This is a genomic window from Bradyrhizobium sp. 17 (assembly GCF_023073515.1).
GTDB classification, from domain to species: Bacteria; Pseudomonadota; Alphaproteobacteria; order Rhizobiales; family Xanthobacteraceae; genus Bradyrhizobium; species Bradyrhizobium canariense_D.
Window position 1 is genome coordinate 138032 of record NZ_JADPJQ010000035.1, and the last position, 23446, is coordinate 161477.

Annotated in this window: 25 protein-coding genes and 1 riboswitch; of the genes, 9 read left to right on the forward strand and 16 right to left on the reverse strand. The window is 65.0% G+C overall.

Annotation, left to right across the window (positions count from 1 at the left end):
- Positions 1 to 187: 187 nt before the first annotated feature.
- The 5 genes from IVB13_RS05615 to IVB13_RS05635 form a co-directional block, all read right to left on the reverse strand.
- Positions 188 to 796 (reverse strand): thiamine phosphate synthase, encoded by a 609-nt coding sequence (locus IVB13_RS05615; protein WP_085349131.1) that lies wholly within the window; start codon positions 794 to 796, stop codon positions 188 to 190.
- Positions 783 to 1565, reverse strand: coding sequence for a thiazole synthase (locus tag IVB13_RS05620; protein WP_247361152.1), 783 nt, complete (start codon positions 1563 to 1565; stop codon positions 783 to 785). Before IVB13_RS05620 ends, IVB13_RS05615 begins: the two co-directional genes overlap by 14 nt.
- Before the next feature lie 175 nt (positions 1566 to 1740).
- Positions 1741 to 1938, reverse strand: a complete 198-nt coding sequence (gene thiS, locus IVB13_RS05625) for a sulfur carrier protein ThiS (protein WP_085349129.1) — start codon at positions 1936 to 1938, stop codon at positions 1741 to 1743.
- Positions 1929 to 2954, reverse strand: coding sequence for an FAD-dependent oxidoreductase (locus tag IVB13_RS05630; RefSeq protein WP_247294948.1), 1026 nt, complete (start codon positions 2952 to 2954; stop codon positions 1929 to 1931). Before IVB13_RS05630 ends, thiS begins: the two co-directional genes overlap by 10 nt.
- A riboswitch (TPP riboswitch) is annotated at positions 2942 to 3070 on the reverse strand. (Overlaps the previous gene by 13 nt.)
- 53 nt (positions 3071 to 3123) lie before the next feature.
- A complete protein-coding gene (locus IVB13_RS05635; protein WP_247294945.1) occupies positions 3124 to 3672 on the reverse strand; it encodes a lytic transglycosylase domain-containing protein in 549 nt (182 codons plus the stop codon).
- A gap of 235 nt (positions 3673 to 3907) precedes the next feature.
- Here IVB13_RS05635 and IVB13_RS05640 point away from each other — a divergent pair, with 235 nt between their 5' ends.
- Together IVB13_RS05640 and IVB13_RS05645 are read left to right on the forward strand one after the other, a co-directional pair.
- Positions 3908 to 4123: a hypothetical protein gene (locus IVB13_RS05640; RefSeq protein ID WP_018454159.1), complete on the forward strand. Its 216-nt coding sequence runs from the start codon at positions 3908 to 3910 to the stop codon at positions 4121 to 4123.
- A 372-nt stretch (positions 4124 to 4495) separates the two neighbouring features.
- On the forward strand, positions 4496 to 5041 hold the full coding sequence (locus IVB13_RS05645) for a PRC-barrel domain-containing protein (RefSeq protein ID WP_018454160.1): 546 nt from the start codon (positions 4496 to 4498) through the stop codon (positions 5039 to 5041).
- Positions 5042 to 5142: 101 nt separating this feature from the next.
- Here IVB13_RS05645 and IVB13_RS05650 read toward each other — a convergent pair whose 3' ends face one another.
- The 8 genes from IVB13_RS05650 to IVB13_RS05685 form a co-directional block, all read right to left on the reverse strand.
- Positions 5143 to 6354, reverse strand: a complete 1212-nt coding sequence (locus IVB13_RS05650; protein WP_018454161.1) for an ABC transporter substrate-binding protein — start codon at positions 6352 to 6354, stop codon at positions 5143 to 5145.
- Positions 6355 to 6511: 157 nt separating this feature from the next.
- Entirely contained in the window at positions 6512 to 7342 is an 831-nt protein-coding gene (locus IVB13_RS05655; RefSeq protein ID WP_018454162.1) for an ABC transporter permease, read from the reverse strand.
- Complete coding sequence (locus IVB13_RS05660; protein ID WP_247294943.1) at positions 7339 to 8601, reverse strand: ABC transporter permease; 1263 nt, start codon at positions 8599 to 8601, stop codon at positions 7339 to 7341. Before IVB13_RS05660 ends, IVB13_RS05655 begins: the two co-directional genes overlap by 4 nt.
- 33 nt (positions 8602 to 8634) lie before the next feature.
- Positions 8635 to 9684 carry an ABC transporter substrate-binding protein gene (locus IVB13_RS05665; protein WP_085385377.1) on the reverse strand — a complete coding sequence of 350 codons (1050 nt, stop codon included), beginning with the start codon at positions 9682 to 9684 and terminating at the stop codon, positions 8635 to 8637.
- Between the two features lie 87 nt (positions 9685 to 9771).
- Complete coding sequence (locus IVB13_RS05670; protein ID WP_085385378.1) at positions 9772 to 10911, reverse strand: ABC transporter ATP-binding protein; 1140 nt, start codon at positions 10909 to 10911, stop codon at positions 9772 to 9774.
- Between the two features lie 135 nt (positions 10912 to 11046).
- Positions 11047 to 12615, reverse strand: a complete 1569-nt coding sequence (locus tag IVB13_RS05675) for a DUF4403 family protein (protein ID WP_085349121.1) — start codon at positions 12613 to 12615, stop codon at positions 11047 to 11049.
- Positions 12616 to 12752: 137 nt separating this feature from the next.
- Positions 12753 to 13391 (reverse strand): PQQ-binding-like beta-propeller repeat protein, encoded by a 639-nt coding sequence (locus IVB13_RS05680; RefSeq protein ID WP_085385379.1) that lies wholly within the window; start codon positions 13389 to 13391, stop codon positions 12753 to 12755.
- 30 nt (positions 13392 to 13421) lie between these two features.
- Positions 13422 to 14642 (reverse strand): helix-turn-helix domain-containing protein, encoded by a 1221-nt coding sequence (locus IVB13_RS05685; protein ID WP_085385380.1) that lies wholly within the window; start codon positions 14640 to 14642, stop codon positions 13422 to 13424.
- Between the two features lie 147 nt (positions 14643 to 14789).
- Between IVB13_RS05685 and IVB13_RS05690 the strand changes: the two genes are divergently transcribed.
- Both IVB13_RS05690 and IVB13_RS05695 read left to right on the forward strand, forming a co-directional pair.
- Positions 14790 to 15584, forward strand: coding sequence for a DUF899 domain-containing protein (locus tag IVB13_RS05690; protein ID WP_085385381.1), 795 nt, complete (start codon positions 14790 to 14792; stop codon positions 15582 to 15584).
- Positions 15577 to 15870, forward strand: coding sequence for a hypothetical protein (locus tag IVB13_RS05695; RefSeq protein WP_039798961.1), 294 nt, complete (start codon positions 15577 to 15579; stop codon positions 15868 to 15870). The genes IVB13_RS05690 and IVB13_RS05695 overlap by 8 nt, the downstream gene beginning before the upstream one ends.
- Here the strand turns inward: IVB13_RS05695 and IVB13_RS05700 are convergent.
- Positions 15846 to 16256, reverse strand: a complete 411-nt coding sequence (locus tag IVB13_RS05700; RefSeq protein ID WP_247488026.1) for a c-type cytochrome — start codon at positions 16254 to 16256, stop codon at positions 15846 to 15848. The two genes, IVB13_RS05695 and IVB13_RS05700, sit on opposite strands and share 25 nt — an antisense overlap.
- Before the next feature lie 113 nt (positions 16257 to 16369).
- Entirely contained in the window at positions 16370 to 17077 is a 708-nt protein-coding gene (locus IVB13_RS05705) for a L,D-transpeptidase (protein WP_085385382.1), read from the reverse strand.
- A 273-nt stretch (positions 17078 to 17350) separates the two neighbouring features.
- Between IVB13_RS05705 and IVB13_RS05710 the strand changes: the two genes are divergently transcribed.
- The 3 genes from IVB13_RS05710 to IVB13_RS05720 all read left to right on the forward strand — a co-directional run bounded on the left by IVB13_RS05710 (position 17351) and on the right by IVB13_RS05720 (position 19907).
- Complete coding sequence (locus tag IVB13_RS05710) at positions 17351 to 18403, forward strand: glycosyltransferase family 1 protein (RefSeq protein ID WP_247294938.1); 1053 nt, start codon at positions 17351 to 17353, stop codon at positions 18401 to 18403.
- 30 nt (positions 18404 to 18433) lie between these two features.
- A complete protein-coding gene (locus IVB13_RS05715) occupies positions 18434 to 19123 on the forward strand; it encodes a methyltransferase domain-containing protein (RefSeq protein WP_085349115.1) in 690 nt (229 codons plus the stop codon).
- Between the two features lie 124 nt (positions 19124 to 19247).
- A complete protein-coding gene (locus IVB13_RS05720; protein WP_085349114.1) occupies positions 19248 to 19907 on the forward strand; it encodes a hypothetical protein in 660 nt (219 codons plus the stop codon).
- A gap of 221 nt (positions 19908 to 20128) precedes the next feature.
- On the opposite strand, the gene IVB13_RS05725 is transcribed toward IVB13_RS05720, so the two are convergent.
- A complete protein-coding gene (locus tag IVB13_RS05725) occupies positions 20129 to 21793 on the reverse strand; it encodes an aminotransferase class III-fold pyridoxal phosphate-dependent enzyme (protein ID WP_026232679.1) in 1665 nt (554 codons plus the stop codon).
- A 35-nt stretch (positions 21794 to 21828) separates the two neighbouring features.
- On the opposite strand from IVB13_RS05725, the gene asd reads away from it, so the two are divergent.
- Both asd and IVB13_RS05735 read left to right on the forward strand, forming a co-directional pair.
- Complete coding sequence (gene asd, locus IVB13_RS05730; RefSeq protein WP_247294936.1) at positions 21829 to 22692, forward strand: archaetidylserine decarboxylase; 864 nt, start codon at positions 21829 to 21831, stop codon at positions 22690 to 22692.
- A gap of 67 nt (positions 22693 to 22759) precedes the next feature.
- Complete coding sequence (locus tag IVB13_RS05735; protein WP_247294934.1) at positions 22760 to 23326, forward strand: NUDIX hydrolase; 567 nt, start codon at positions 22760 to 22762, stop codon at positions 23324 to 23326.
- The last annotated feature ends 120 nt before the right edge of the window (positions 23327 to 23446 follow it).

Sequence of the window (23446 nt, forward strand, 5' to 3'; positions counted from 1 at the left end):
AATTCGTTGATGTCGCTATGCGAGAGGCAAATTCGGCTGTCATCCCCGCCTAGTGCGCAATTGCGCACGGGAGCGGGGATCCAGTACTCCGAGACGGTGCGGCTCAAGCCGAGAAGCCGCGGCGTACGGGATCGCCCGGTCGAGCCGGGCGATGACAGTGGCGTGCGGGGTGAGAGAGTGAGGCGCATCACGCCGCCTCCGCGGACAGGCCGAGCCATTGCCGCACCCGCGCATCCGGGTCGGCATTCTGGGTGACGTCGCTGACGACGGCGATGGAATCCGCGCCCGCGGCAAAGATCTCCGCGGCGTGCTCGAACTTGATGCCGCCGATCGCGACCAGCGGGATGTGGCCTACGCGCTTCTTCCATTCCGTGATCTTCGGAATGCCCTGCGGTTCGAAACGCATCGATTTGAGCGTGGTGAAGAAGATCGGGCCCAGCGCGACATAGTCGGGCTCGGCGGCAAGCGCCGTGTCCAGCTCCGCATCGTCGTGGGTGGAGACGCCGAGCGACAAGCCGGCCTCGCGGATGGCAGCGAGGTCGGCGTCGGCAAGGTCCTCCTGGCCGAGATGCAGATATTTTGCGCCGGCGACGATCGCCGCGCGCCAATAGTCGTTGACGACGAGCTTGGCTTGCGTGCCCGCGGTGATCGCCAGCGCGTCGGTGACCATCTGCAGCGATTGCGAGTCGTCGAGGTCCTTTGCGCGCAGCTGGATGGTGCCGACGCCGAGCTTGGTCAGGCGCTCGACCCAGGCGAGGCTGTCGACGACGGGATAAAAGCGATCAGGATACGGCATGCCAGAACGGTGTCCCAACGACAGGGGTGGAAGGGGAGGCGAAATCGCGGGCGTTCATCAGCCCGGCCTCAAAAGCGGTGCGGCCGGCCTCGACGCCGAGGCGGAAGGCGTTGGCCATCGCGACGGGATCGGCGGCCTTGGCGATGGCGGTGTTGAGCAGCACGGCGTCGTAGCCGAGTTCGAGCGCCGCGGCCGCATGCGACGGCGCGCCGATGCCGGCGTCGACCACCAGCGTGATATCGGGCAGCCGCTCGCGCATCAGCTTGAGCGCGTCACGGTTGGTGATGCCTTTTGCGCTGCCGATCGGCGCCGCCCACGGCATCACCACCTTGCAGCCGGCATCGACCAGGCGGTTCGCGATCGAGAGATCCTCGGTGCAATAGGGGAACACCTCAAAACCGTCCTTGATCAGGATGGTCGCGGCTTCGACCAGGCCGACCACGTCGGGCTGCAGCGTGTCGTTGTCGGCGATGACTTCGAGCTTGATCCAGGATGTGCCGAACAATTCGCGCGCGAGCTTGGCCGTCGTCACCGCCTCGCGCACGCTGCGGCAGCCGGCGGTGTTCGGCAGCACCGTGACGTCGAGCTCGCGGATCAGATTCCAGAACGCATCGCCGGTCTTGCCGCCGGCGGATTCGCGCCGCAGCGACACCGTGACGATGTTCGAGCCCGAGGCGCGGATCGCCGACTGCATGATCGCAGGCGAGGGATAGAGCGCGCTGCCGATCAGGAGGCGGGAGGGGAAGGTTTTGCCGTAGAAGGTCACCATGGGGTGTCTCTCCAAATGACACTGTCATCCCCGCCTAGTGCGCAAATTGCGCACGGGGGGCGGGGATCCAGTATTCCAGAGGCGGTGCGGTTAGAACCGAGACGCCGCGGCGTACTGGATCGCCCGGTCAAGCCGGGCGATGACAGCTGAGTGTTCGGCGAGCGCGCCATCATCATCACCCTCCCTGCCGCGGCGTGATGATCTCGATCTCGTCGCCGGGCTTCAGCGCCGTCTCGGCCCAGCGGCTCTTCGGCACGACGTCGTAGTTGAGCGCGATCGCGAAATGGGTGCCCTCGTAGTCGAGCTCGCTGAGCAGCGCGTCGACGCTGGCCGAATTCACCTCGCGCTGCTCGCCGTTCACGATCACGCGCATTGCATCACCTCATTGTCGATCTGGCCGCGCTCGACAAAGCCAAGCGTCAGCTCGGCCAGCGCCGGGGCGATCAGGAAGCCGTGACGGTAGAGGCCGTTCACGCTGATCGTGTTGCCGCGAATGCCGATGCGCGGCAGATTGTCGGGAAAAGCGGGGCGCAGGCCGGAGCCGAATTCGACGATGCGGGCCTCGCCGAAGGCGGGATGCACGGCATAGGCCGCGCCCAACAGCTCCAGCGCCGAGCGGACGCTGACGCCGGTGTCCTCGGCCTCGATCGAGGTCGCGCCGAGCATGAACAGATTGTCCTCGCGCGGGATCACATAGAGCGGCCAGCGCGGATGGATCAGCCGCACCGGCCGCGCAAGCTGCACCTCGCTGGTCTCGATCAGGATCATCTCGCCCTTGACGCCGCGCAAGCCGGGCTGCTCGTCGCGCGCAGCAAGGCCGCGGCAGTCGATCACGATGCCTTCAGGATCAAGTTTTGCGAGTTCGGCCGCGGCGACGTCGCTTTCGAACTTGATGGTGCCGCCGGCGGCGCGGATGCGCTCGTGCAGTTTCGGGAGCACGCGGCGCGGCTCGACATGGCCCTCGGTCGGAAAGAACAGCGCGTCGCGGAAGCGGCCTTCGAGCGAGGGCTCGAGCTCGGCAAGGCCGGCGGCATCGAGCCGGCGATGGCCCTCGGTCATCCGGGCAAAACGCTCGAAGTCGCTGCGCTCGCGCGGGTGGGCGACGACCAGCGAGCCGTTGAAGGGCGTGTCGGGCAGCTCGCGCCGCCAGATGTCGAGCGAGCGCAGGCCGAGCCTGGAGATGATCGGTTCGGAAACTTCCGCCTCGCAATAGGGCGCGAGCATGCCGCCGGCCCAATGGCTGGTGGCATCGGTCATGTCGGCGTCACCGCGCTCGTGCAAGGTGACGGCGTGGCCGGCCTGCGCGAACAGCAAGGCCTGCCAGGCGCCTGCGATGCCTGCGCCGATGATGGATACCGGGGAATCCGGTCGCTTGGTCGTCTGCAACATCCCTGTCCCTTCGCCGGCATGACCCGGATCAGGTTCAAAGGGTCACCGCGGTCCTGGGCGGATTTGCCCATTTAGCGGTATCTCAGCTCCTCCTCGGAGCACCCCTCGGAACGGCTCTAATGTATGCCAGCAGGGCAGGGTGGTCAACGCGCTTGGGCGGGAACCGCGCTTACCTGGGCGCCTGCGCCCGGGCGTTGCGGACGCGCTGGGCGAGCTTCCTGTGCGGCGCGGCGCCGAATATCGGCTGCGGATTGCCGTTCGGCTCGAGCCAAGGGGCGCCCATATTGGCCTCGCTCGTATTGGCGACCTGCACGGCCTCCTGCCGCTGCCGCTTTGCGGCGTAGTAATAGCCGCCGGCGAAATAACGCACGGCGCGGGCGTGATCGCCATTGGCGGCGTGATAGGCGCCGGCGAGATATTTCACGGCATAGGTGAGGTTGGTATTGGGATCGCGCAGGCCGGCGGCGTCGCCGGTGTAGCCGACCCCGCGCGCGGTCGCGAGCTTGATCTGCATCAGCCCGATGGTGCCGCCATGGCCGACCAGGCCGGGCTGATAGCGGCTTTCGCGCATGATGACGCGATGCACCAGCGCCTCCGGCACGCCGTTGGCGCGGGCATGGGCCGCGACCATCTCGGCGTACTCCGCTTGGCCCGCGAATGCGGCCTGTGGCAACGTCAGTCCGGCCGCGAGCAGCGCGGCGACATGTAAAATTTTCATCAAATGTTCCTCGGCACCGCTCACCTGCGCCCGCTCGCGTTAGGCCCCGCGAACGCGGCGATGATGTGGCGAAACGCCTCCGATTACGTTTTTGCAGCGCAGAGCCGTCATTCGGACGCAAGGCCGGCGTAGGGCTTGTCATGCAGACGAAGCCGTCATTCGCGACAGCGGGCCTGTCTATTCGCGTGCGGGCCCGAAAGCGAGTAAGAGAGCGGCGCAAATCGGGAGAGGTGCCATGACAAAAGCAAACGTGGTGAAGGCACACATCGGCGACATTCCCAGGCAAAATCCCTGTGCGCAATGCGGCGCGCCGATCCCCCAACCTGATTGGATCGAGGCGGGCGACGGACGCATCTCCTATCTTTGGACATGCCGTGCTTGCAATTATCGCTTCGAGGCGGTTGCGATTTTTGATGAGGGAGCCGTCGCGCACCCGCCGCTTGCGGCCTGAGGTTTAGTCTTCGGGCCTGATCTTTTCGGAAAACCGCTGCACACTTTGCGCTGGCGCGACCCTTCGGGTCCGGATCATGGCTTAAGCCGCAAGCTGCGGCTGCTGCCGTACCGGCAATTGCATCCGCACGATCGGCCCATGCGGCTCCGGGTCGTGCAGCGACAGCTCGCCGCCGTGGGCGATCGCGATCGCGCGCGCCGCATGAATTTATCCACGAAATCGTGCGCTGCGAAATGTTCCTGAGTGACTTAGGAACAATTGAACGCAGCCCAGATGCTCGCGCAGCACGCGACGAAATTGCAGCACGCGCGGAACTGGGACTGATCCGAGCTGTTTTCTCCGCACAAGTTTTCTGCTGAAGGAGAGGACAATATGTTGATGAAATCGATCGCGGCCGGTCTTGCCGGTACCGCACTGCTCGCAACCGTTGCGTTCGCGCAAAATCCGACCGCCACCACCGACAAGGCGCCGGCTGCCGCGGCGACGACGACCACCACGACCGCGTCGGGACAGTGGCGTACGTCCAAGATGGACGGCATCAAGGTCTATAACGACGCCAATGAGAACATCGGCTCGATCAACGATCTGCTGATGGACAAGAGCGGTAACATCAAGATCGCTGTGATCGGCGTCGGCGGCTTCCTCGGCCTGGGCGAGCATCTGGTTGCGGTGCCCTTTGAGAAGCTGAAATTCGTCAACGAGGCGGTTGCCTACACCGGCGCTGCCGGGAACAACCCGAACAGCGCAGCCAACCGGCCCGCGGCGACTACCACGACGGGTGCCGCGACCGGCACCGACAACAAGCCCGCGACGACAACGACGGCCACGTCCGCGTCGAAATGGTATCCGGACCACGCCGTGTTCAATGCGAGCAAGGACGAGCTGAAGAACATGCCCGAGTTCAAATACTCGGAGTAACGCGGCTCTGAACGGCTAAACGAAGCGCGCCCGGTTTTTGCCGGGCGCGCTGTCGTGCTCTTCCCAACCTCTCCCCGCAAGCGGGAAGAGGGAGAAGAACTTCAGTGCGTCACCAGCGGGCAGCCGCCCTTGTCGAGCGGACGGAAGGCCTCGTCGCCGGGCACGGTGGCGATCAGCTTGTAGAGGTCCCACTCGCCCTTGGAGTCCTCGGGCTTCTTGACCTCGAACAGATACATGTCGTGGACCATGCGGCCGTCGATGCGGATCTTGCCGTTCTTGGCGAAGAAGTCGTTGACCGGTGTCTTGCGCATCTGCTCCATCACCTTCGGTGCCTCGTCGGTCTTGATGGCGTCGATCGCCTTCAGGTAATGCATGGTCGCGGAATAGAGCCCCGCCTGGATCATGGTCGGCATGTGACCGACCTTCTCGTTGAAGCGCTTGGAGAAGGCGCGCGTCTCCTCGTTGGTGTCCCAGTAGAACGCGTCGGTGATGATCAGGCCTTGCGTCGACTTGATGCCGAGCGAATGAACGTCGGTGATCTCCATGAGCAAGGCGATCATCTTCTGGCCGCCCTCCGTCAGGCCGAACTCGGCCGCCTGTTTCAGCGCATTGGTGGTGTCGCCGCCGGCATTGGCCAGTGCGACCACCTTGGCCTTGGAGGCCTGGGCCTGGAGCAGGAAGGAGGAGAAGTCCGACGAGTTGAGCGGATGGCGGACCTCGCCGAGCACCTTGCCGCCGCTCTCCTTGACGACGTTGGCGGCGTCGCGCTGCAGCGCCATGCCGAAGGCGTAGTCGGCGGTGACGAAGAACCAGGTGTCCTCGCCGCGCTTGACCATCGCCTTGCCGGCGACGTTCGACAGCGCATAGGTGTCGTAGGTCCAGTGCACCGTGTTGGGCGAGCAGGCGACGCCCGTGATATCGGATGAGCCGCCGCCGGAATTGATGTGGATCTTGTTCTTCTCGCGCGTCAACGCCGAGATCGGCAGCGCCACCGACGAGGTCGGCACGTCGAAGATCGCGTCGACCTTGTCGTTGTCGTACCAGTTGCGGGCGATGTTGACGCCGACGTCGGGCTTGTTCTGGTGATCGGCGGAGACCACCTGCACGGGCTTGCCCGCGACTTTGGCACCGTAATCGGCGACCGCCATCTCCACGGCGGCGAGCGAGCCCTTGCCGGTCGCGTCCGCATAGAGGCTCGACATGTCCGTGAGCACGCCGATCTTGACGACGTCGTCGGAAATCTGCGCCTGGGCGGCGCCTGACGTGGCGGCGAGCGCGAGACCGGCCGCGATCGCGGCGATGAGCTTTTGCATTTTGTTTCTCCCTCAGCGTTGTTGTTTGGGTTTTGTTGCGGGGACCGTTCTAACGACAATCTGTCCCCGGAGCAAAGCCCGAGAATGCGCGAGGAGGGTTGAGAAATAAGCAGGGCGCGGCAGTGTTTTCACCCTCTCCCCGGGAGAAGGAAGAAGCTCACGCGCTGCTGCCCTTGAGCCGTTCGTTGCGCCGGCGCAGGCCTTCCAGGGTGGCGAGCAGGATGACCGAGACCGTCGTCAGGATCACCGCTGCCGCCGTGATGGTCGGGCTGATGTTCTCGCGGATGCCGCTGAACATCTCGCGCGGCAGGGTGCGCTGCTCGGGACCTGCCATGAACAGCACGATCACCACCTCATCGAAGCTGGTCGCGAAGGCGAACAGGGCCCCCGATGCCACGCCGGGCAGGATCAGCGGCAGGATCACGCGGCGGAAGGCGTCAAGCGGCGAGGCACCGAGCGAGGCGGCAGCGCGGGCCAGATTGGTGTCGAAGCTCTGCAGCGTCGCGCCGACCGTGATGACGACGAAGGGCGTCGCCAGCGCGGTGTGGGCCAGGATCAAGCCGAGATAGCTGCCGGTCAATCCGATCGGCGCGAAGAAGAAATAGAGACCGACCGCGGTGATGACCCCGGGCACGACGACCGGCGACAGCACGAAGGCCAGCACGAGCGGCTTGAACCGGCTCTTCCACTGCGCCAGCCCTAACGCCGCCAGCGTGCCGAGCACCATCGACAGCAGGGTCGAGGCGACACCGATGATCATGCTGTTCTTCAGCGAATTCATCCAGCGCGGCGAATTGATGAAGTCGTCGTACCAGCGCAGCGAGAGGCCCGGCAGCGGATAGGTGAGGTACGAGCCCGAGCTGAACGACAGCGGCATGATCGCAAGGATCGGCGCAATCAGGAAGATGAACACCAGCGTGGAGATCACGATGGTCGCGGTCCACGCAATGCGCTGGCTCGGCGTGCGGATGGAGGAATTGTCGCTCAATTCTTCATCCCTCCCGTGACCTGCTGTCCCTGCACCAGCTTTCCGTAGACGAGCGCGAGCAGAATAGTGGCGAGCAGCAGCACCGCACCCAGTGCCGAAGCAAGGCCCCAATTGGCCGTCTCGGTCGTGTAGAGCGCGATGAAGTAGCTGATCATCTGATCGGCGGCGCCCCCGACGAGTGCTGGCGTGATGTAATAGCCGAGCGCCAGGATGAAGACGAGCAGGCTTCCCGCGCCGATGCCGGGCAGCGTCTGAGGCAGGTAGATCCGCAGGAAGGCGGTGAGCGGCGGCGCGCCGAGCGAGGCGGCGGCACGCATGTAAGCAGGCGAGATCGCCTTCATGCTGCTGTACAGCGGCAGGATCATGAACGGCAGGAGAACGTGGGTCATGGCCACGCAGACACCAAAGCGGTTGTAGATCAGGCGCAATGGCTCGTCGATGATGCCAAGCCAGAGCAGGCTGTCGTTCACGACGCCTTTGCCCTGCAACAGAACGATCCAGGCGCAGGTGCGGACCAGAAGCGACGTCCAGAACGGCAGCAGGACGAAGATCATCAGCAAATTCGACCGGCCGGGCGGCAGCGCCGCCAGCAGGTAGGCGACCGGGAAGCCAAGGATCAGGCACAGCACCGTGACACTGAGGCTGATGAGGAAGGTGCGGACGAAAACGTCGCGGTAGATGGCCTGATCGGGCGGAGCTGCGACAATCGCGCCGTCCACGTTCCGCGTCAGATCGAGCGCCGACAAAAGATAGAAGCCGGTCACGGGGCCACTGGCGTCCTTGATCGTGGTCCAGGTGGCGCGTTCGCGCCAGGCCGGGTTGATCTTGCCCAGCGTCTCCCTCGCCGTGCCGGGCTCGGGCGCAGTCTTCAGATTGCGTGCGGTGCTGGTCAGGATCGTGCGGAAGCCGTTCAGTGCGTAGTTGAGCCGCTTGGCCGCAATCGCAATGGTGCCGGAATCGCGCGCCGCCATGATGTCGCCCGCCAGCGCCGCGTAGGCCTTTTCGTCCGGCAGATCCCTGCCGTCCCAACTGGCGAGAGCCGCGATGGTCTGAGGCAGAACCAGACGCACCTCGCGGTCATCGACGGCACGCCACAGCATGCCGGCGATGGGCCCAGCGAAGGTGAAGAGCAGGAAGACGAGAAGCGGCAGAACCAGCGCCAATGCTTTGACCTGGCGTGCTCGCTCCGCCCGCCGCAATCGGCGCTTGAGCGGCACCTCGGTCGGGCCATGGGCGCCGGTCAAGAGCGCATCCGTCATTGGTCTAACCTTGGGTCGAGCTTTGTGGGGACGCTATTTCGCGGCCCATTTGTTGAAGCGCTCGGTCAGGCGGTCGATGTTCTCGAGCCAAAAGGCAACATTGATCTCCACCGCATTCTTGATGTTGTCAGGCGCTGTCGGCAGGTCCTTCAGAACAGCAGGCGCGAGCAGGGCGGCTGCGTCCTTGTTCGAGGTGCCATAAGCAATGTTCTCCGACAGTTTCGACTGGTTCTCAGCCTTGCCGACGAAGTCCAGGAACTTGTAGGCCGCGTCCTTGTTCGGGCTGCCTTTCAGGATCACCCAAGTGTCGAGGGTGAAGAGCGCTCCGTCCCAGACCATGCCAAAATTCTTCTTCTCGTTCTTGTTCGCGGTGTCGATGCGGCCATTGTAGACCGAGGTCATTGCCACCTCGCCGGAGGCGAGCAATTGCGGCGGCTGAGCGCCGGCCTTCCACCAGACGATGTCGCCCTTGATGGTGTCCAGCTTCTTGAACGCGCGCTCGACGCCCTCGTCGGTCGCCAGCACCTTGTAGACGTCCTTTGGCGCGACGCCGTCGGCCATGAGGGCGATCTCCAGCGTGGTCTTCGGCCCCTGACGCAGGGCACGCTTGCCCGGGATCTTCTTGGTGTCGAAGAAGTCGGCCCAGCCCTTCGGGGCCTCCTTGAGCTTGTCCTTGTCGTAGCCGAGAACGAAATCGTAGAGGATGGCGCCGACGCCGCAAGGATTGACCGACGGTGGGATATAGGCGGCCTCGCCGCCGATCTTCGAATAGTCGAGCTTTTCGAACAGGCCTTCCTCGCAGCCAACCGCCAGCTCGTCGCTCTCGACCTGGACGACGTCCCAGGTGGCGGCACCACCCTGCACCTTGGCGCGCAACACGCCGACGCCGCCGTCCCAGGACTCGTCATTCAAGGGAACACCGGTCGCTTTCTTGAACGGCTCGAAATAGACCTTCTTCTGGGCATCCTGATAGGCGCCGCCCCACGACACAACGGTGAGGTCACGCGCCTGCGCGACCGTGGCCAGCGTCGCGCTGGCGGTGAATGCCGCGGCCAAACCCAGAATAATCTTGCGCTTCAGCATGGTCTTTGTTCCTTCTTCTTCACGTGACTTGCGTTGAGCTTGGTTGGTCCAGGTCCGCCCACCTTGGAGCGATGCTGCATGGTCGGATCAGACGGGATCGAGGGCCAGGCAGTCCTCCGGGCGGAAGGTGATGAACACGTCATCGCCAGGTCTCAGGCTGCCAGCTGTAAGGCTGCCAGCTCTCAGGCTGTCATGTGTCCCCGGCTGAAGCTTGACCATGAACTCCTTGTTGTCGGCGACGTCGAGCACGGCCAGCGCGTGGTCGCCGAGGTAGATGGTGTTCTGCACCTTGGCCGGCAGTCGGTTCGGTTCGTCGCTGGAGATGCCATCCGGGATGATGGCGATCCGCTCCGGCCGCACCGACAGCGAGGTCGATGCGCCCGCGCCTGATACGTTGACCGCTCGTGCGGTCACGGCGCCGCCGCCCGCCAGCACAACGCGGCAATATTGTTTCTCGACCGTCTCGACGGTGCCGGACAGCACGTTGTTCTCGCCGATGAAATGGGCGACGAAGCTGTTCACCGGATGCTCATACAGCGCGTCGGGCCTGTCGATCTGCTGCACGATGCCATCGTTGAACACGGCGATGCGGTCCGACATGGTGAGCGCTTCACTTTGATCGTGGGTGACATAGACGACGGTGATGCCCATGGTCTCGTGCAGCTGCTTGATCTCCAGTTGCATCTGCTCCCGCAGGCGCTTGTCTAGGGCGCCCAGCGGCTCGTCCATCAGCACGAGTTGCGGATTGAAAACCAGCGCGCGGGCCAGCGCCACGCGCTGCTGTTGACCGCCGGACAGCTGCCCGGGCCGCCGCTGCGCCAGAGTTTCCATCTTGATCATGCGCAATGCCGCTTTGACACGATCCTGCGCTTCGGCCTTGTTCGTGTTGCGAACGGAGAGCGGGAAGGCGATATTCTCCGCAATCGTCAGGTGCGGAAACAGGGCATAATTCTGGAACACCATGCCGATGTCGCGCTTGTGTGCCGGCACGTTCTTGATCGGTCGGTCCGCGAGGAAGATCTCGCCATGGGTCGGAACCTCGAAACCCGCCAGCATCATCAGGGTGGTCGTCTTGCCCGAGCCCGACGGACCAAGCAGGGTGACGAACTCGCCCTTCCTGATGTCGAGATCGAGGTTTTTCACCACGAGGTGCTCGCCATCATAGGTCTTCTGAATGCCGGAAAAGCGCACCAGCGCCGGCGCAGGCGTAACCATGCCGGCTTCCATGTCGTCCTCGCGTTGTCAGCCACAGTGCTGTCAGCACCCCGTCCCCGGGGTGCGAGGAACAGCTTAGCATCGTCCGACCAGATTGCCAGCGGCGCAAGCGACTGCGCGCACGGACCCGTCGGGAAAAGGGGCGCGCTACATCCCCGACAGCTTCGTCACGGATACATTCAGCGAGCCCCCGGCTTCCGCGATCACGCGCAGCGTCTTGGAGTCGAAGGCGATGTCGGCGAGGCTCAGGCTGTCGATCTTCGCTTCGACCTTGATGCCATCCTCGTTCTTCTGATAGTCGGCGATCGCGGCGGCGATCTTCTCGCGTGCGTTGGCGGCAATCGGCTTCAGATCGACCGTCGCTTTCTGCACCAGCGCCTGCTGCATCTGCGGCACCACCGCGCGCGCCGCGGCACCCAGCAGGCCGAAGGCCGCCTCGGATTCCACGGCGAGCTGGATGTCGGCGAGCCGCAGCGTCTGCTGCGCCTGGTCGAGCATCGGCCGGCCCCAGATGTGCACGGTCGCTTCGGCGCCGAGACCAAGCCAGCTCTTCTTCTCCTTGGCGCGCACCAGCAGCGAGATCAGGAGGCGCTCGCCCGACGGGATCACGTTGACGCTCTTGACGGTGACATCGACCGGGCCGGAGCCGTCCTCGGGATAGGTGTGGCCGACCATCTGCGCCGCGATGAGCTTGTTGATCTCGGTGAAGGGCACGTCGATCGGCACGCCAATGTTCACACCGGTGCCGGTCGGCGGCACGATCGAGATCTTGTCGGGGAACGGGCAGTCGGGCTTGGTCGGCGTCGAGATCACGCGCGTCTCGAGCTCGAGGCCAAGCAGCAGCGTCACGTTCTGTGCGTCGACGCGCGGCTGTGCCGCGATGGCGCGGGTCGGCTTCATCTCGAGCCAAAGCGGCGGCAGCGCGGCGGAAGACCCCGAGCCTTGCAGCGGGATCGAGCGGCAGGCCTTGGCCCATTGCAGCTTCGCGTTGTCCCGCAAGGTCGGATCGTTGCGCATGCGTTCGGAGACGGCGTTGATCTGTTCGCCGACGGTCTTGTCGATCAGCGGCTTCACCTGGGCAGGCACGTTGACCTTGGCGCCCGAAATGTTGAGGTTGGTATCGCCAAGATTGACCTGGGCGCCGAGATTGGGCTCGAGATGCCAGTTGGCGGCGAGCTTCGGCCGCGAGGTAACGACGACGTTGCCCTTGATCTCGGCGCTGGCGTTCAAATTCTTGATGTTGACCGCGCCGATCTGTTTCGCGGCATTGCCGCCGAGCACGCTGCCGAGCGCCTCGCCGAGCGCGCCGGTGGCTTTCGACGACAGCGAGCCCGTCACGTTCAGCTTGCCCGTGAGCGGCGTCGAGATCGTCAGCACGTCCTTGTCGCCGGCAGTCGCCATCGGTCCGCGTACCGCCGACCAGCCGATGTCGGCGTTCTCCAGGATTTGCGAGATCGGGTTCTCGGCCTTGCCGGCGAAATTGCGCGGAGCGGCCTTCTCGGCCTGCTCGCGGATCGCCGACAGCGCGATGGCGACCGGCGCCACCACGATCGAGCTCTTCGAGACCGGCGGCAGCGGCGGCAATTGCGCGACCGGCGGCGCGGAATTCGTCGCCCGCGGCGACAGCCAGTCCATCGCCTTCAGGCTGATGAAAAACGACGCCGCGAGCACCGCGACGGCGATCAGGACAGTTTTCAAGTTCAGCGTCAGTCGCATCAATCCCCCAGGCCGCCCCGGGGCAGAAGTCTACAGGGCAGGCAAGGAGGGCGCTAGAGCCCACCGATGGGGTGGAATTGGGGCAAACATATTAACGGCCGCGAACGCACCGTTGCCGCGCATTCGTCCTCGCGTACCTAGCCGCGCTTCGGACGGCGCACCGCCCTCACATTGCCGCGATCTCCGCCACCGCAGAAGAAACGGTCGCCGCCATCGGACTCCAATCCTGACACCATCGTCCCGGCGGGCAGGTCGAGCTGCTCCAGCACCTTGCCCGTCTCGGGGTCGATCCGCCTGATGTCGCTGTCCTCGCCTTCCCAGGTGCCGTGCCAGAGCTCGCCGTCGACCCAGGTCACGCCGGTGACGAAGCGCTTGCTTTCGATGGTGCGGAGAATTTTTCCCGTCTGGGGATCGACCTGATGGATCTTGCGCTCCCGATACTGTCCGACCCAGAGCGAGCCCTCGGCCCAGGCCAGTCCGGAATCGCCGCCGCCGCCGGGTGCCGGGATGGTGGCGAGCACCTTGCCGGTCACAGCGTCGATCTTCTGGATGCGGTCCTCGGCGATCTGGAACAGGTGGCGGCCGTCGAACGCCGTTCCCGCATGCGCGGCGACATCGATGGAGCGGGTGATCTTGCCATCGGCCGGGTCGACCGCGTTCAATCTGTCGCCGGATGCGAACCACATAAGGCTGCCGTCATAGGTGACGCCGTGCACGGCTTCGACGCCTGCATAGGGCCCGTATTCCCTGACGATCTCGGCGGCTGAACGTTTCATCTGCTCGGTCCCTGCGGTGTGAATCCCACTTTACGTCTTCATGAGCGGTCCGGGGAGTAACAAGCCTGTCGGGAAACCCGGCACGGGCGGCGTCATCCAGCGCCGCGCCCGTCCGTGTCCGAAGGACTGCACCTTGTTCGATCGCGCCAGCTCTTCGAGGGCCCGTTGCACGGTGCGCGCGCTCGTTCCCAGCGCCAGCGCGAGCGCCGAACTCGACCAGGGCTCGCCATCAGAGAGGAAGGCGAGCACATTGGCGTGCTTCTCCTCGACGGGCCGTGCGAGGACGAGAACCTGCCGCGTGTTGCGCGGCGTCAGCGCAAAACCTTGCCTGGTCGCGCTGACGTCGGCCAGAGGCTTGAGCTTGGTGCGGAGCCGCCCGATTTCGACGCGCAGCCGGGCGCGATGCGATTCATCGACGTGCCTTGCCTGAAACGCTCCCGTGATCAACCCTTCCCGCGAGACATCGGCCGGCCAGGCCTGCGCCAGGATGCGCGCGAGTGCGAACAGCACCGGCCGCGTTCCGAGCGGCACGAGGATGCCTCGCCTGCGAACCGCGTGATGGAACGTGTCCACCACGAGCGCCTCCGATGTCACGAGGTCCTCGACCTCCTCGAGCAGTAGCGGCCGTTCGTGCCCGCGCGTGATCAAGCGCGCTGCGGGCGTGTCGAGCACGCGGCTCGTGCCTTCGACCTCGGCCGCAAGCGCGGGAATGCCGGCCTGTCGTGCTGCGCTCGCCGCGCGCCCGAGCGCCGCGCGCGCGTCTTTCGTTCTGAGCCGCCGGATCGCGATGCCGGCAATCACGAGTTCGCGGCCGACCTGCGCAGCCGGGGGCAGCGGCGTGGACTTGATGTCGGCCAGCGTGCGTTCGGCCTCGTCAAGGCGCCCGAGAAGGAGAAGTCGGCGCGCCTCGATGTGACCCGCATGGGCCGCGTTGGCGAGGTCACCGTGGCTTGCGAGCGTCGCCCGCGCGGCCACGAGCGTGTTGGCCGGCCAATTCAGGTCGCGCGAGACGAGTGCGATCTCGGCCTCCGCGACGACGCATCTTGCCCGCGCGACCGCCTCTCTCGGGCCGAAGGCACGTGCGGCGCTGCGCAGCAGCGTCTTCGCCTTGGCGAGATCGCCGAGTTGCGCCATCGCGATGCCGCGCAGCGCCAGCGAAGGTGCATCGTTGCGCAGCGCAACGCGGTTCAGCGCGCCGAGCGGATCGCCGGCTTGGAGCGCGCGCGCCGCGGCCGTGATCAGCGACTCCATTCAAATCCCGCCACACTTGTTACTCCCACCACGCAACCGTCCGGTGCGAGAGATCGTTGACGGCCGACAATGTGCGGCGAGGGGCGAGCGGTTCCGCATCTTGCATAGCGAGATACGGAACGGCCGCCCGGGAAAAGTTGGAGAGCCATGATGACATCAGCTGACAACGCAGGAAATAACGGACAAGCCGCCATGCAAACACCGCCGGTGGTGTCGCCGCAGGACTGGGAGGCCGCCCGTCAGCAACTGCTCGTGAAGGAAAAGGCGCATACCCGTGCCCGCGATGCCCTGGCGGCCGAGCGCCGGCGCATGCCGTGGATGGAAGTGACCAAAACCTATGCGTTCGAGGGGCCGGGCGGCAAGGTCAGTCTGCACGACCTGTTCCAGGGCCGGCGGCAGCTGATCGTCTACCGTGCGTTCTTCGAGCCGGGCGTGTTCGGCTGGCCGGATCATGCCTGCCGCGGCTGCTCCATGGTGGCCGACCAGGTCGCGCATGTCGCGCACCTCAATGCCCGCGACACCACGCTGGTGTTCGCCTCGCGCGCACCGCAGGCCGATATCAGCAGGCTGAAGCAGCGGATGGGCTGGACCATGCCATGGGTCACCGTCACCGACAGTTTCGATGCGGATTTCGGCGTCGACGAGTGGCACGGGACCAACGTGTTCTTCCGCGACGGCGACCGGATCTTCCGCACCTATTTCGTCAAGAGCCGGGGCGACGAGCAGATGGGCGGCACCTGGAATTACCTCGACATCACGCCGCTGGGACGGCAGGAGGTCTGGGAGGATTCGCCGAAAGGCTATCCGCAGACGCCGACCTACAAATGGTGGAACTGGCACGACAGCTACACCGAAGGTGCGGCGCCCGACAAGAGATGGGTCGAGATCTCGACCGCGGGCGAGAAGGCTTTTCGCGAGGAGGCGGCTGAAGGACGTGACTAGTCCCGTCAGCGCAATGGCCGGCGCGAGCCGCAACGGTGTGGTGGCTGCGCGCCACCTCGCCAGATGGTTGGGGCTGGCGGCGACGCCGACCTTCGCGATCATGGCCGTACTGACGGCCATGCTTGATGGCCCGGCGGACATGCTGTGTGGCTCCGGACATGGGGCGATGCTCGGCGGGATGGTGCCGATGTATCTGCTGATGAGCGCGTTTCATTCGGCGGCGTGGCTGAGGCTGATCGCAGATCGGCGGGGCCGGTGGCCCTACTGCGAAGCCGCCTGCAAATAGGCAACGATCTTGCCCGCTTCCTCCGCCGAGACGCCGCCATAGGGCTGCATCTTGTTGCCGGAGACGACCTCGTCCGGCTTGAGCATGAAGCGGGTGAGTTTGTCCTGGTCCCAGACGAAGCCGGCTTCCTTGATCGACGAAGAATAGTTGTAGTTCGGCAGCGCGCCGGCCTTGCGTCCGACGATTTTGTTGAGGTTGGGGCCCAGACGATTGTCGCCCTCTTTCACCGAGTGGCAGGTGCGGCAGGAATTGTTGAAGGCTTGCTGGGCTGCATCGTCGCTCCCCGGCTGCTGTGCGCGCGAGGTGGGCACGGTCAGCAGCAGTGCCACGGCGGCAGCGATCGCGCGCAGGCATTTGCCTTGCGGCGTTTGCGGACGTGATTGCATTCGCGCCTCCATCGGGGATCGCGCCGCAGCACGCGCGCGCATCGGTATGCAGAGGGCCAACGAAAACGGCCCCGGTGGGTTCCGGGGCCGCTTGCGTCACAATGTCCTGTCGCTTACCGCGTTGCGGCTCCGAGTTCTGCGCGGCGCTCCGTCATCGGCAGCACGATCACCTTGGTGCCGACGTTGACGCGGGAGTACAGGTCCGCGACATCGTCATTGGTCAGGCGGATGCAGCCGGAGGAGACGTGCTTGCCGATGGTGTCGGGTGCGTTGGTGCCGTGGATGCGGTAGATGGTGCCGCCGAGATACATGGCGCGGGCGCCGAGCGGATTGCCGGGACCGCCGGCCATGTGGCGCGGCAGATAGGGTTGGCGGGCGATCATCTCCGGCGGCGGGGTCCAATCCGGCCACTCCGCCTTCTTGGTCACCGACTGGGTGCCGGACCAGGTGAAACCGTCGCGGCCGACGCCGATGCCGTAGCGCATCGCCTGGCCATTGCCGAGCACGAGATAGAGATAGGTGTTGGGCGTATCGATGATGATGGTGCCCGGCGCCTCACGCGTCGCATAGGAGACGGTCTGGCGGCGGAAGCGGGCCGGCGTTTCGACCGCGTCCTGCTCCTCGGACGGCGCGGCCCGATAGGGCGTCGCTTGATAAGGCTGGTACGGCTGCGGCGCTGCGATCGGCGGCAGCGGCTGGAAGAAGGGGAAGAGCTGCACAGGCGCGGCCTTGGCCGGGCCGGCGAACGCGATCGCGGTGACAGCCACTGCGCCAAACGCAACGGCGCGCGAATAAGTCTTCAACGTCTCCAGATTGATCATCGGTCGCCCCTGTTTGCGCGGTGTTTCTTGGTCACCCGGCACCGTTGCGGTGCTCTGTTGCCTAGATCACTAACGGCAAGAAGTTTCGGGACGTTTGCGCGGAAAACCGAAAACGGTTTCATGGCGGAAAGGATTGTTTCATGACGGTTTCGTGGCTGCGCGGACCCGTTAACGAACAAAACAGCGGGCCGACACTTCCATGACGTCACACGCCTGAAATATCCGTGGTTGATGGTCCTAAGCCGAGAATCATAAAAATCTCGGGATTTCCCCATGCGGGTATTAATCGCGACTGACGCCTGGCATCCGCAGGTCAACGGTGTGGTGCGGACGCTGACCTCGCTGGCTGGCGCGGCCAAGGCATTGGATGTCGAGATCGACTTCCTGACGCCGGACGGCTTTCGGTCATGGCCGTTGCCGACCTATCCGGGGCTGCGCATTGCGCTGCCGAGCGGCAGGGAGATTGGGCGGCGGATCGAGAGGGCGGCGCCGGAGGCGCTGCACATCGCGACCGAAGGGCCGATCGGCTGGGCGGCGCGGGCTTATTGCCGTCGCAACCGGCTCGCCTTCACCACCTCCTACACCACGCGCTTTCCCGAATACGTCTCGGTGCGAACCGGCATCCCCGCGAGCGTCGGCTACGCCGTGCTGCGCCACTTCCACGATGCCGCCGCCATGACGATGGTCGCGACGCCCTCGCTGCGGCAGGAGCTGTCCGAGCGCGGTTTCAAGCGGCTCGGCTTCTGGACCCGCGGCGTGAACACCGAGCTGTTTCATCCGGACTCTCCAGCCAAGCTCGATCTGCCCGGGCCGATCTTCATGACGATGGGCCGCGTGGCGGTGGAGAAGAACCTCGAGGCTTTCCTCTCGCTCGACCTGCCCGGCACCAAGGTCGTCATCGGCGACGGTCCGCAGAAGGCCGGCCTTGAAAAGAAATTTCCCGACGTGGTCTTCCTCGGCGAGAAGAAGGGCGCTGACCTCACCGCGCACCTCGCCGCCGCTGACGTGTTCGTGTTTCCGAGCCTGACCGACACGTTCGGCGTGGTGCAGCTCGAAGCGCTCGCCTGCGGCACGCCGGTTGCGGCGTTTCCGGTGACGGGACCGAAGGACGTCATCGCAGATCATCCGATCGGCGCGATCGACCACGATTTGCGCGAAGCGTGCCTGCGCGCACTGACCATGTCGCGCGAGACCTGCCGCAACTTCGCGCTGGAGCGCTCCTGGGAAAACAGCGCGCGCCAATTCGTCGGCAACCTCACTTCACTTCAGCCCAGCCGCGTCTTGCGCGCCTCGCCTCGCATGGCGCGGCGGCCGGTGCGCGGCTGATCCCGTTCGACCACAGCGAGAACCTCATCGATGGCTAAGATCATGAACCTTGACGGCACCCAGCAGCTCGACCTCACCCGTGGCACGGTCGAGCAGGCCTATGATCGTTGGGCACCGGTCTACGACCTCGTGTTCGGAGGCGTGTTCGCAAAAGGCCGGCAGGCCGCGATCGCGGCCACCAACAAGATCGGCGGCCGGGTGCTCGAGGTCGGCGTCGGCACCGGCATCTCGCTGCCGCTCTACGCGCCGCATCTGCGCATCTTCGGCACCGACATCTCGGAGGCGATGCTCGACAAGGCGCGCCAGCGCGTCGTCGAGGGCGGCCTAGAGAACGTCGAAGGCCTCGCGGTGATGGATGCCGAGAAGCTCGAATTCCCCGACAACTCCTTCGACGTCGTGATGGCGCAATACGTCGTCACCGCCGTGCCGAATCCGGAAGTTGCGCTTGACGAATTCGCCCGCGTGCTGCGCCCGGGCGGGGAGCTGATCATCCTCACCCGCGTCAGCGCCGATACCGGCATGCGCCGCTTCATCGAGCAGAAGCTGCAGCCGGTGGTACGTCCGCTCGGTTTCCGCACCGCCGAGTTCGCCTGGTCGCGTTATGCCAAATGGCTGGCCGGTGCCGACGGCATCGAGCTCGCCGAGCGCCGCCTGATCCCGCCGCTCGGTCATTTCTCGCTGGTGCGATTCCGCAAGATCGACGTCGCCAAGGCGGCTTGATCCAAGCTCACGTAACCCGTGCGTCATCGCGCCGCTGCGCATCGTCACATGACAAAATGATGATGTCACACGGCCTACATCGAATCCCTGTAAATCCTGAACCCGAAAGCATTTGGGGGAGAGCATGATCAAGAACTATCTCGAGCAGCTGCGGATCCAGCGCTGGGACGACCATCGCTACTATCACCACAGCCGCATCAATCAGAGCCTGCACTTTGTCAGCGCGCTGAGCTTCCTGTTCGCCTATGTCTGGCTGTTCGTCGACCCCATGGTCTCCGCGCTGGTGGGCTGGCTGGTCTCGATGACCTCGCGCCAGGCCGGCCACTTCTTCTTCGAGCCGCATGGCTACGACCAGATCAACCAGGCGACGCACGAGCACAAGGAAGAGATCAAGGTCGGCTACAACCTTCGGCGCAAGGTGGTGCTGATGTCGATCTGGGCGCTGTCGCCGGTGGTGCTGTTGGTCGATCCGACTCTGTTCGGACTGTTCACGCCTTGGGCGGGCGCGACCGACTTCATGCGGCAAGTGGCCAAGATCTGGCTCGTCGTCGGCGGCGGCGGTCTCATGTTCCGCACGGTGCACCTGTTCTTCATCCGCGACGTCGAGACCGGTCTCGTCTGGATGACGAAGATCCTGACCGACCCCTTCCACGATTTGATGCTCTACCGCAACGCGCCGCTGGCGCTGATGCGTGGCGAGCTGATGGATCCCGGCCTGCATCTCAAGCCCGAGCACACGCTGGGCCTCATCGGTGAGCCCACGCTCGAAGAGCAGCACGCCTGAGCGCGCCGTTCTCACCAAGGCCTCCGATGTCTGATGGTTGCGTCATGCCCGGGCTCGTCCCGCCTGCGCGGCCGAAGCCGCTTCGGCGAGGCGAAGGCCCGGGCATCCACGTCTTGGAGGTCTCGCGCGGAGACGCGTGGCTGGCCGGGCATAGGCGAGCGGAAGCGACGCCGTCCTTCGGACGGCTGTGCCCGGCCATGACGCCGTTGGAGGAACCAGCCTCAGCGCCCGAAGCGCTTGGCCAGCATCTCTTTCAGGATCTGCCGCTTGATGGTCTTGTTGGTGAGGACGCCATCGTGCCACCAGAAGCCGTCGGCCTTCATCTTCTCGGCCGCGCGGACGAAACGCTCGGCGACCTCGGTGAAATCGGCGTCGGTGTAGTTCAGGCTGAAGATCAGCCTGCCGGTGCCGACCCAGCTCAAGGACAGGCCTTCAGCGCGCAGGTAATATTGCAGCATCCAGTTGTAGCGGGACGGCGTGGTGTATTTCACCGTCCAGATCGACGAGAAGTTTGCGAACCGCACCGGCAGGTCGGCATCGCTCATCATTTGGTTGAGCTTTTGCGCGCGGCCGTTCCAGGTCTCGTCCAGTCCGTCATAGACGGCGCGGAAATTCGGGCTGGCGAGCCGGCTCAGAAACTCGTCCATCGCCGTCATGACGTAGGGGTGCGAGTTGAAGGTGCCGCGGGCGAAGCAGACGTCGGCGGGGCGGTCGTCGCGGAAGCGGCGCATCAGCTCGCGTTTGCCGCAGACCACGCCGACCGGCAGGCCGCCGGCGAGGCTCTTGCCGTAGGTCACCATGTCGGCCTTGACGCCAAAGTATTCCTGGGCGCCGCCGGCAGCGAGACGGAAGCCGACGAAGACCTCGTCGAAGATCAGCACGATGTCGCGCTCAGTGCAGACCTCGCGCAGCTGCTTGAGCCATTCGGTGTAGGCCGCGCGGTCGAAATTACCGCCCCGGGAGGAATCGACCAGCGAGGAATCGCCGGGCGCGTTGCCGTTCGGATGCAGGCCCTGCAGTGGATTGACCAGCACGCAGGCGATGTCCTTGCGCGTGCGCAGCACGTGCAGCGTCTTCTCCGACATCTCGGCGAGGGTGTAAGTCTCGTGCGCGGGAATCGGATTGCCGACGCCGGGCTGCACGTCGCCCCACCAGCCGTGATAGGCGCCGGCGAAACGGACCAGATGCGTGCGCCTGGTGTGGTAGCGCGCGAGCCGCACTGCCTGCATCACGGCCTCGGTGCCGGACATATGGAAGGACACTTCGTCGAGGCCCGAGATCTGGCACAGCCGCGCCACGTTCTCGAGGATGACGGGATGGTAGGGTCCGAGTACCGGTCCGAGCGCGTGCGCCCGCTTCTCGGAGCCTTCGATGCACTCCTTGTAGAAGTCGTTGCCGAAGATGTTGACACCGTAGGACCCCGTGAGGTCGTAGGAGGTGTTGCCGTCGACATCCGTGACGGTGACGCCGCGCGAGGACTCCACGAAGGTCGAGGTGCCCAAATGCTCGCGAACGAGACGCGAGAACTGGAAAGGCACGCGGTAGGTCTCGGTGAAGTGCAGGTCGGAGATCTTTTCCGCCGCTTCCTTCGTCATCGCGCGGCCCTTGGGGTAGCGCTCGGCGTAAAGGCTTGCGAGGCGGAAGAAGCCGTCCCTGCGCAGGCCTGCGATGTTCGCCGGCGCGCCGTCGCAGGCAAAGTAGGCATCGCCTTCGAATTCGTAGAACGGAAGCAGCTTTGCCACCCGGCGCGACATCTTGGAGTGTCCGGCGAGCGAGCGGTGCTTGGCGCGGGACAATTCGATCCGCGCCTTGATCTTCGGGAAGGCGGCGGCAGCAGACGCTGCGGCGGCCACGGACAAAGAAAGAATCGGGAGTGTCGTTTCCATGACAACAAGCGCTAATACTGCGAGCTGACAGATTCATGACAGTCAAAGCCCTCATCGCCTCTTTCACCCAGCAGGAAGACCTCAACTTCCTGTTGACCAACCGCATCCCGCGCGCCGCGTTGACCCGGTTCATGGGCTGGTTCTCCAAGATCGAGAACCCGCTGGTGCGGGACGGCTCCATCGCGCTGTGGAAGCTGTTCTCCGACCTCGATCTGTCGGAGGCACGCAAAACCCATTTCCGGAGCCTGCACGACTGCTTCACCCGGGAGCTCAAGCCGGGCCTGCGGCCCTTTGATCCGGACCCGTCCATTGTCGCGAGTCCGTCCGACGGCATCGTCGGCGCCCATGGCCGGATCGCCGATACCGAGCTGTTCCAGGTCAAGGGCGCGCCGTACTCGCTGCTCGATTTGCTCGGCGATTCCGTGCTGGTCGACCAGCACCGCAACGGGTCCTTCGTCACGCTGCGGCTGACCTCAAGCATGTATCACCGCTTCCACGCGCCTTATGACGCACATATCGAGCGCGTCACGCTGATCCATGGCGATGTCTGGAACGTCAACCCGATCGCGCTGAAGCGCGTCGAGCGCCTGTTCTGCAAGAACGAGCGCGCGGTGATCCGCACGCATCTATCAACTGGCGAGGCCGTGACGCTGGTGCCGGTCGCCGCGATCCTGGTGGCAAGCATCCGCCTGCACTTCCTCGACATGGTGCTGAATGCGCAGGCCAGGGGGCCGGTCAATTTTCCCTGCGACGTCAACGTGAGCAAGGGCGAGGAGCTCGGCTGGTTCGAGCACGGCTCGACCATCATCATTCTCGCGCCCGGCGATTTCACCTTCTGCGACGGCATCGCCGAAGGCACGCGCATTCGCGCAGGTCAAGCGTTGCTGAGAAAAAACTAGCCTTCAATCCGCCGCGGCGGCCGCTTATATCGTCGGTGGGGACGTTTCTACGACGACGGATTGGGTGATGGCACGGGCGCCGGTCATGGCGGCGGGTGGTATTGTGCTGCAGCGAGGTGCGTCGCCGCTGATTGCCGTCGTGCGCCAGCGCAAGCGCAACGAATGGGTTTTGCCCAAGGGCAAGCTCGACGACGGCGAGACGCCGAAGCAAGCTGCGCATCGCGAAGTGCGGGAAGAGACCGGCCACGACGTCGCCATCCACGAATTTTTGGGTACGCTCGTCTATCAGTCAGGTGGCCGCTCCAAGGTCGTGCATTTCTGGCGCATGGAGGCCGGGGGCGGTCCCGTCCGCAAGCTGATGAACGACATCAAGGCGGTCGACTGGCTGCCCCTGGAAGACGCGCTCGCGCGCCTGTCGCGCGAGTATGAGCGCGTGTTCCTGACCCAGGTTGGCCCGATCGCGCTCGCGGCGGCGGGGCTTGCATCTTCGCCTGCGCCCGAGCCGCCACCGCTGGCGACCGACGATGTCGATGCGGCTTTGCAGACACTGACACCGGCTGAAGCAGCCTCGGTGGGCGAGTTGCGGCACGGCCTGTTGCAGAAGATGAAAGCCTGGCTACGCGGAGAGGCGTGAGTTTTCTTCACCTCGCCCCGCGTTGACGGTGCACCCTCGCCCCTTGTGGGAGAGGGTGGCTCGCCGCGAAGCGGCGAGGCGGGTGAGGGGTCTCTCTCCACGCGTGAAGCTGTCGATGAG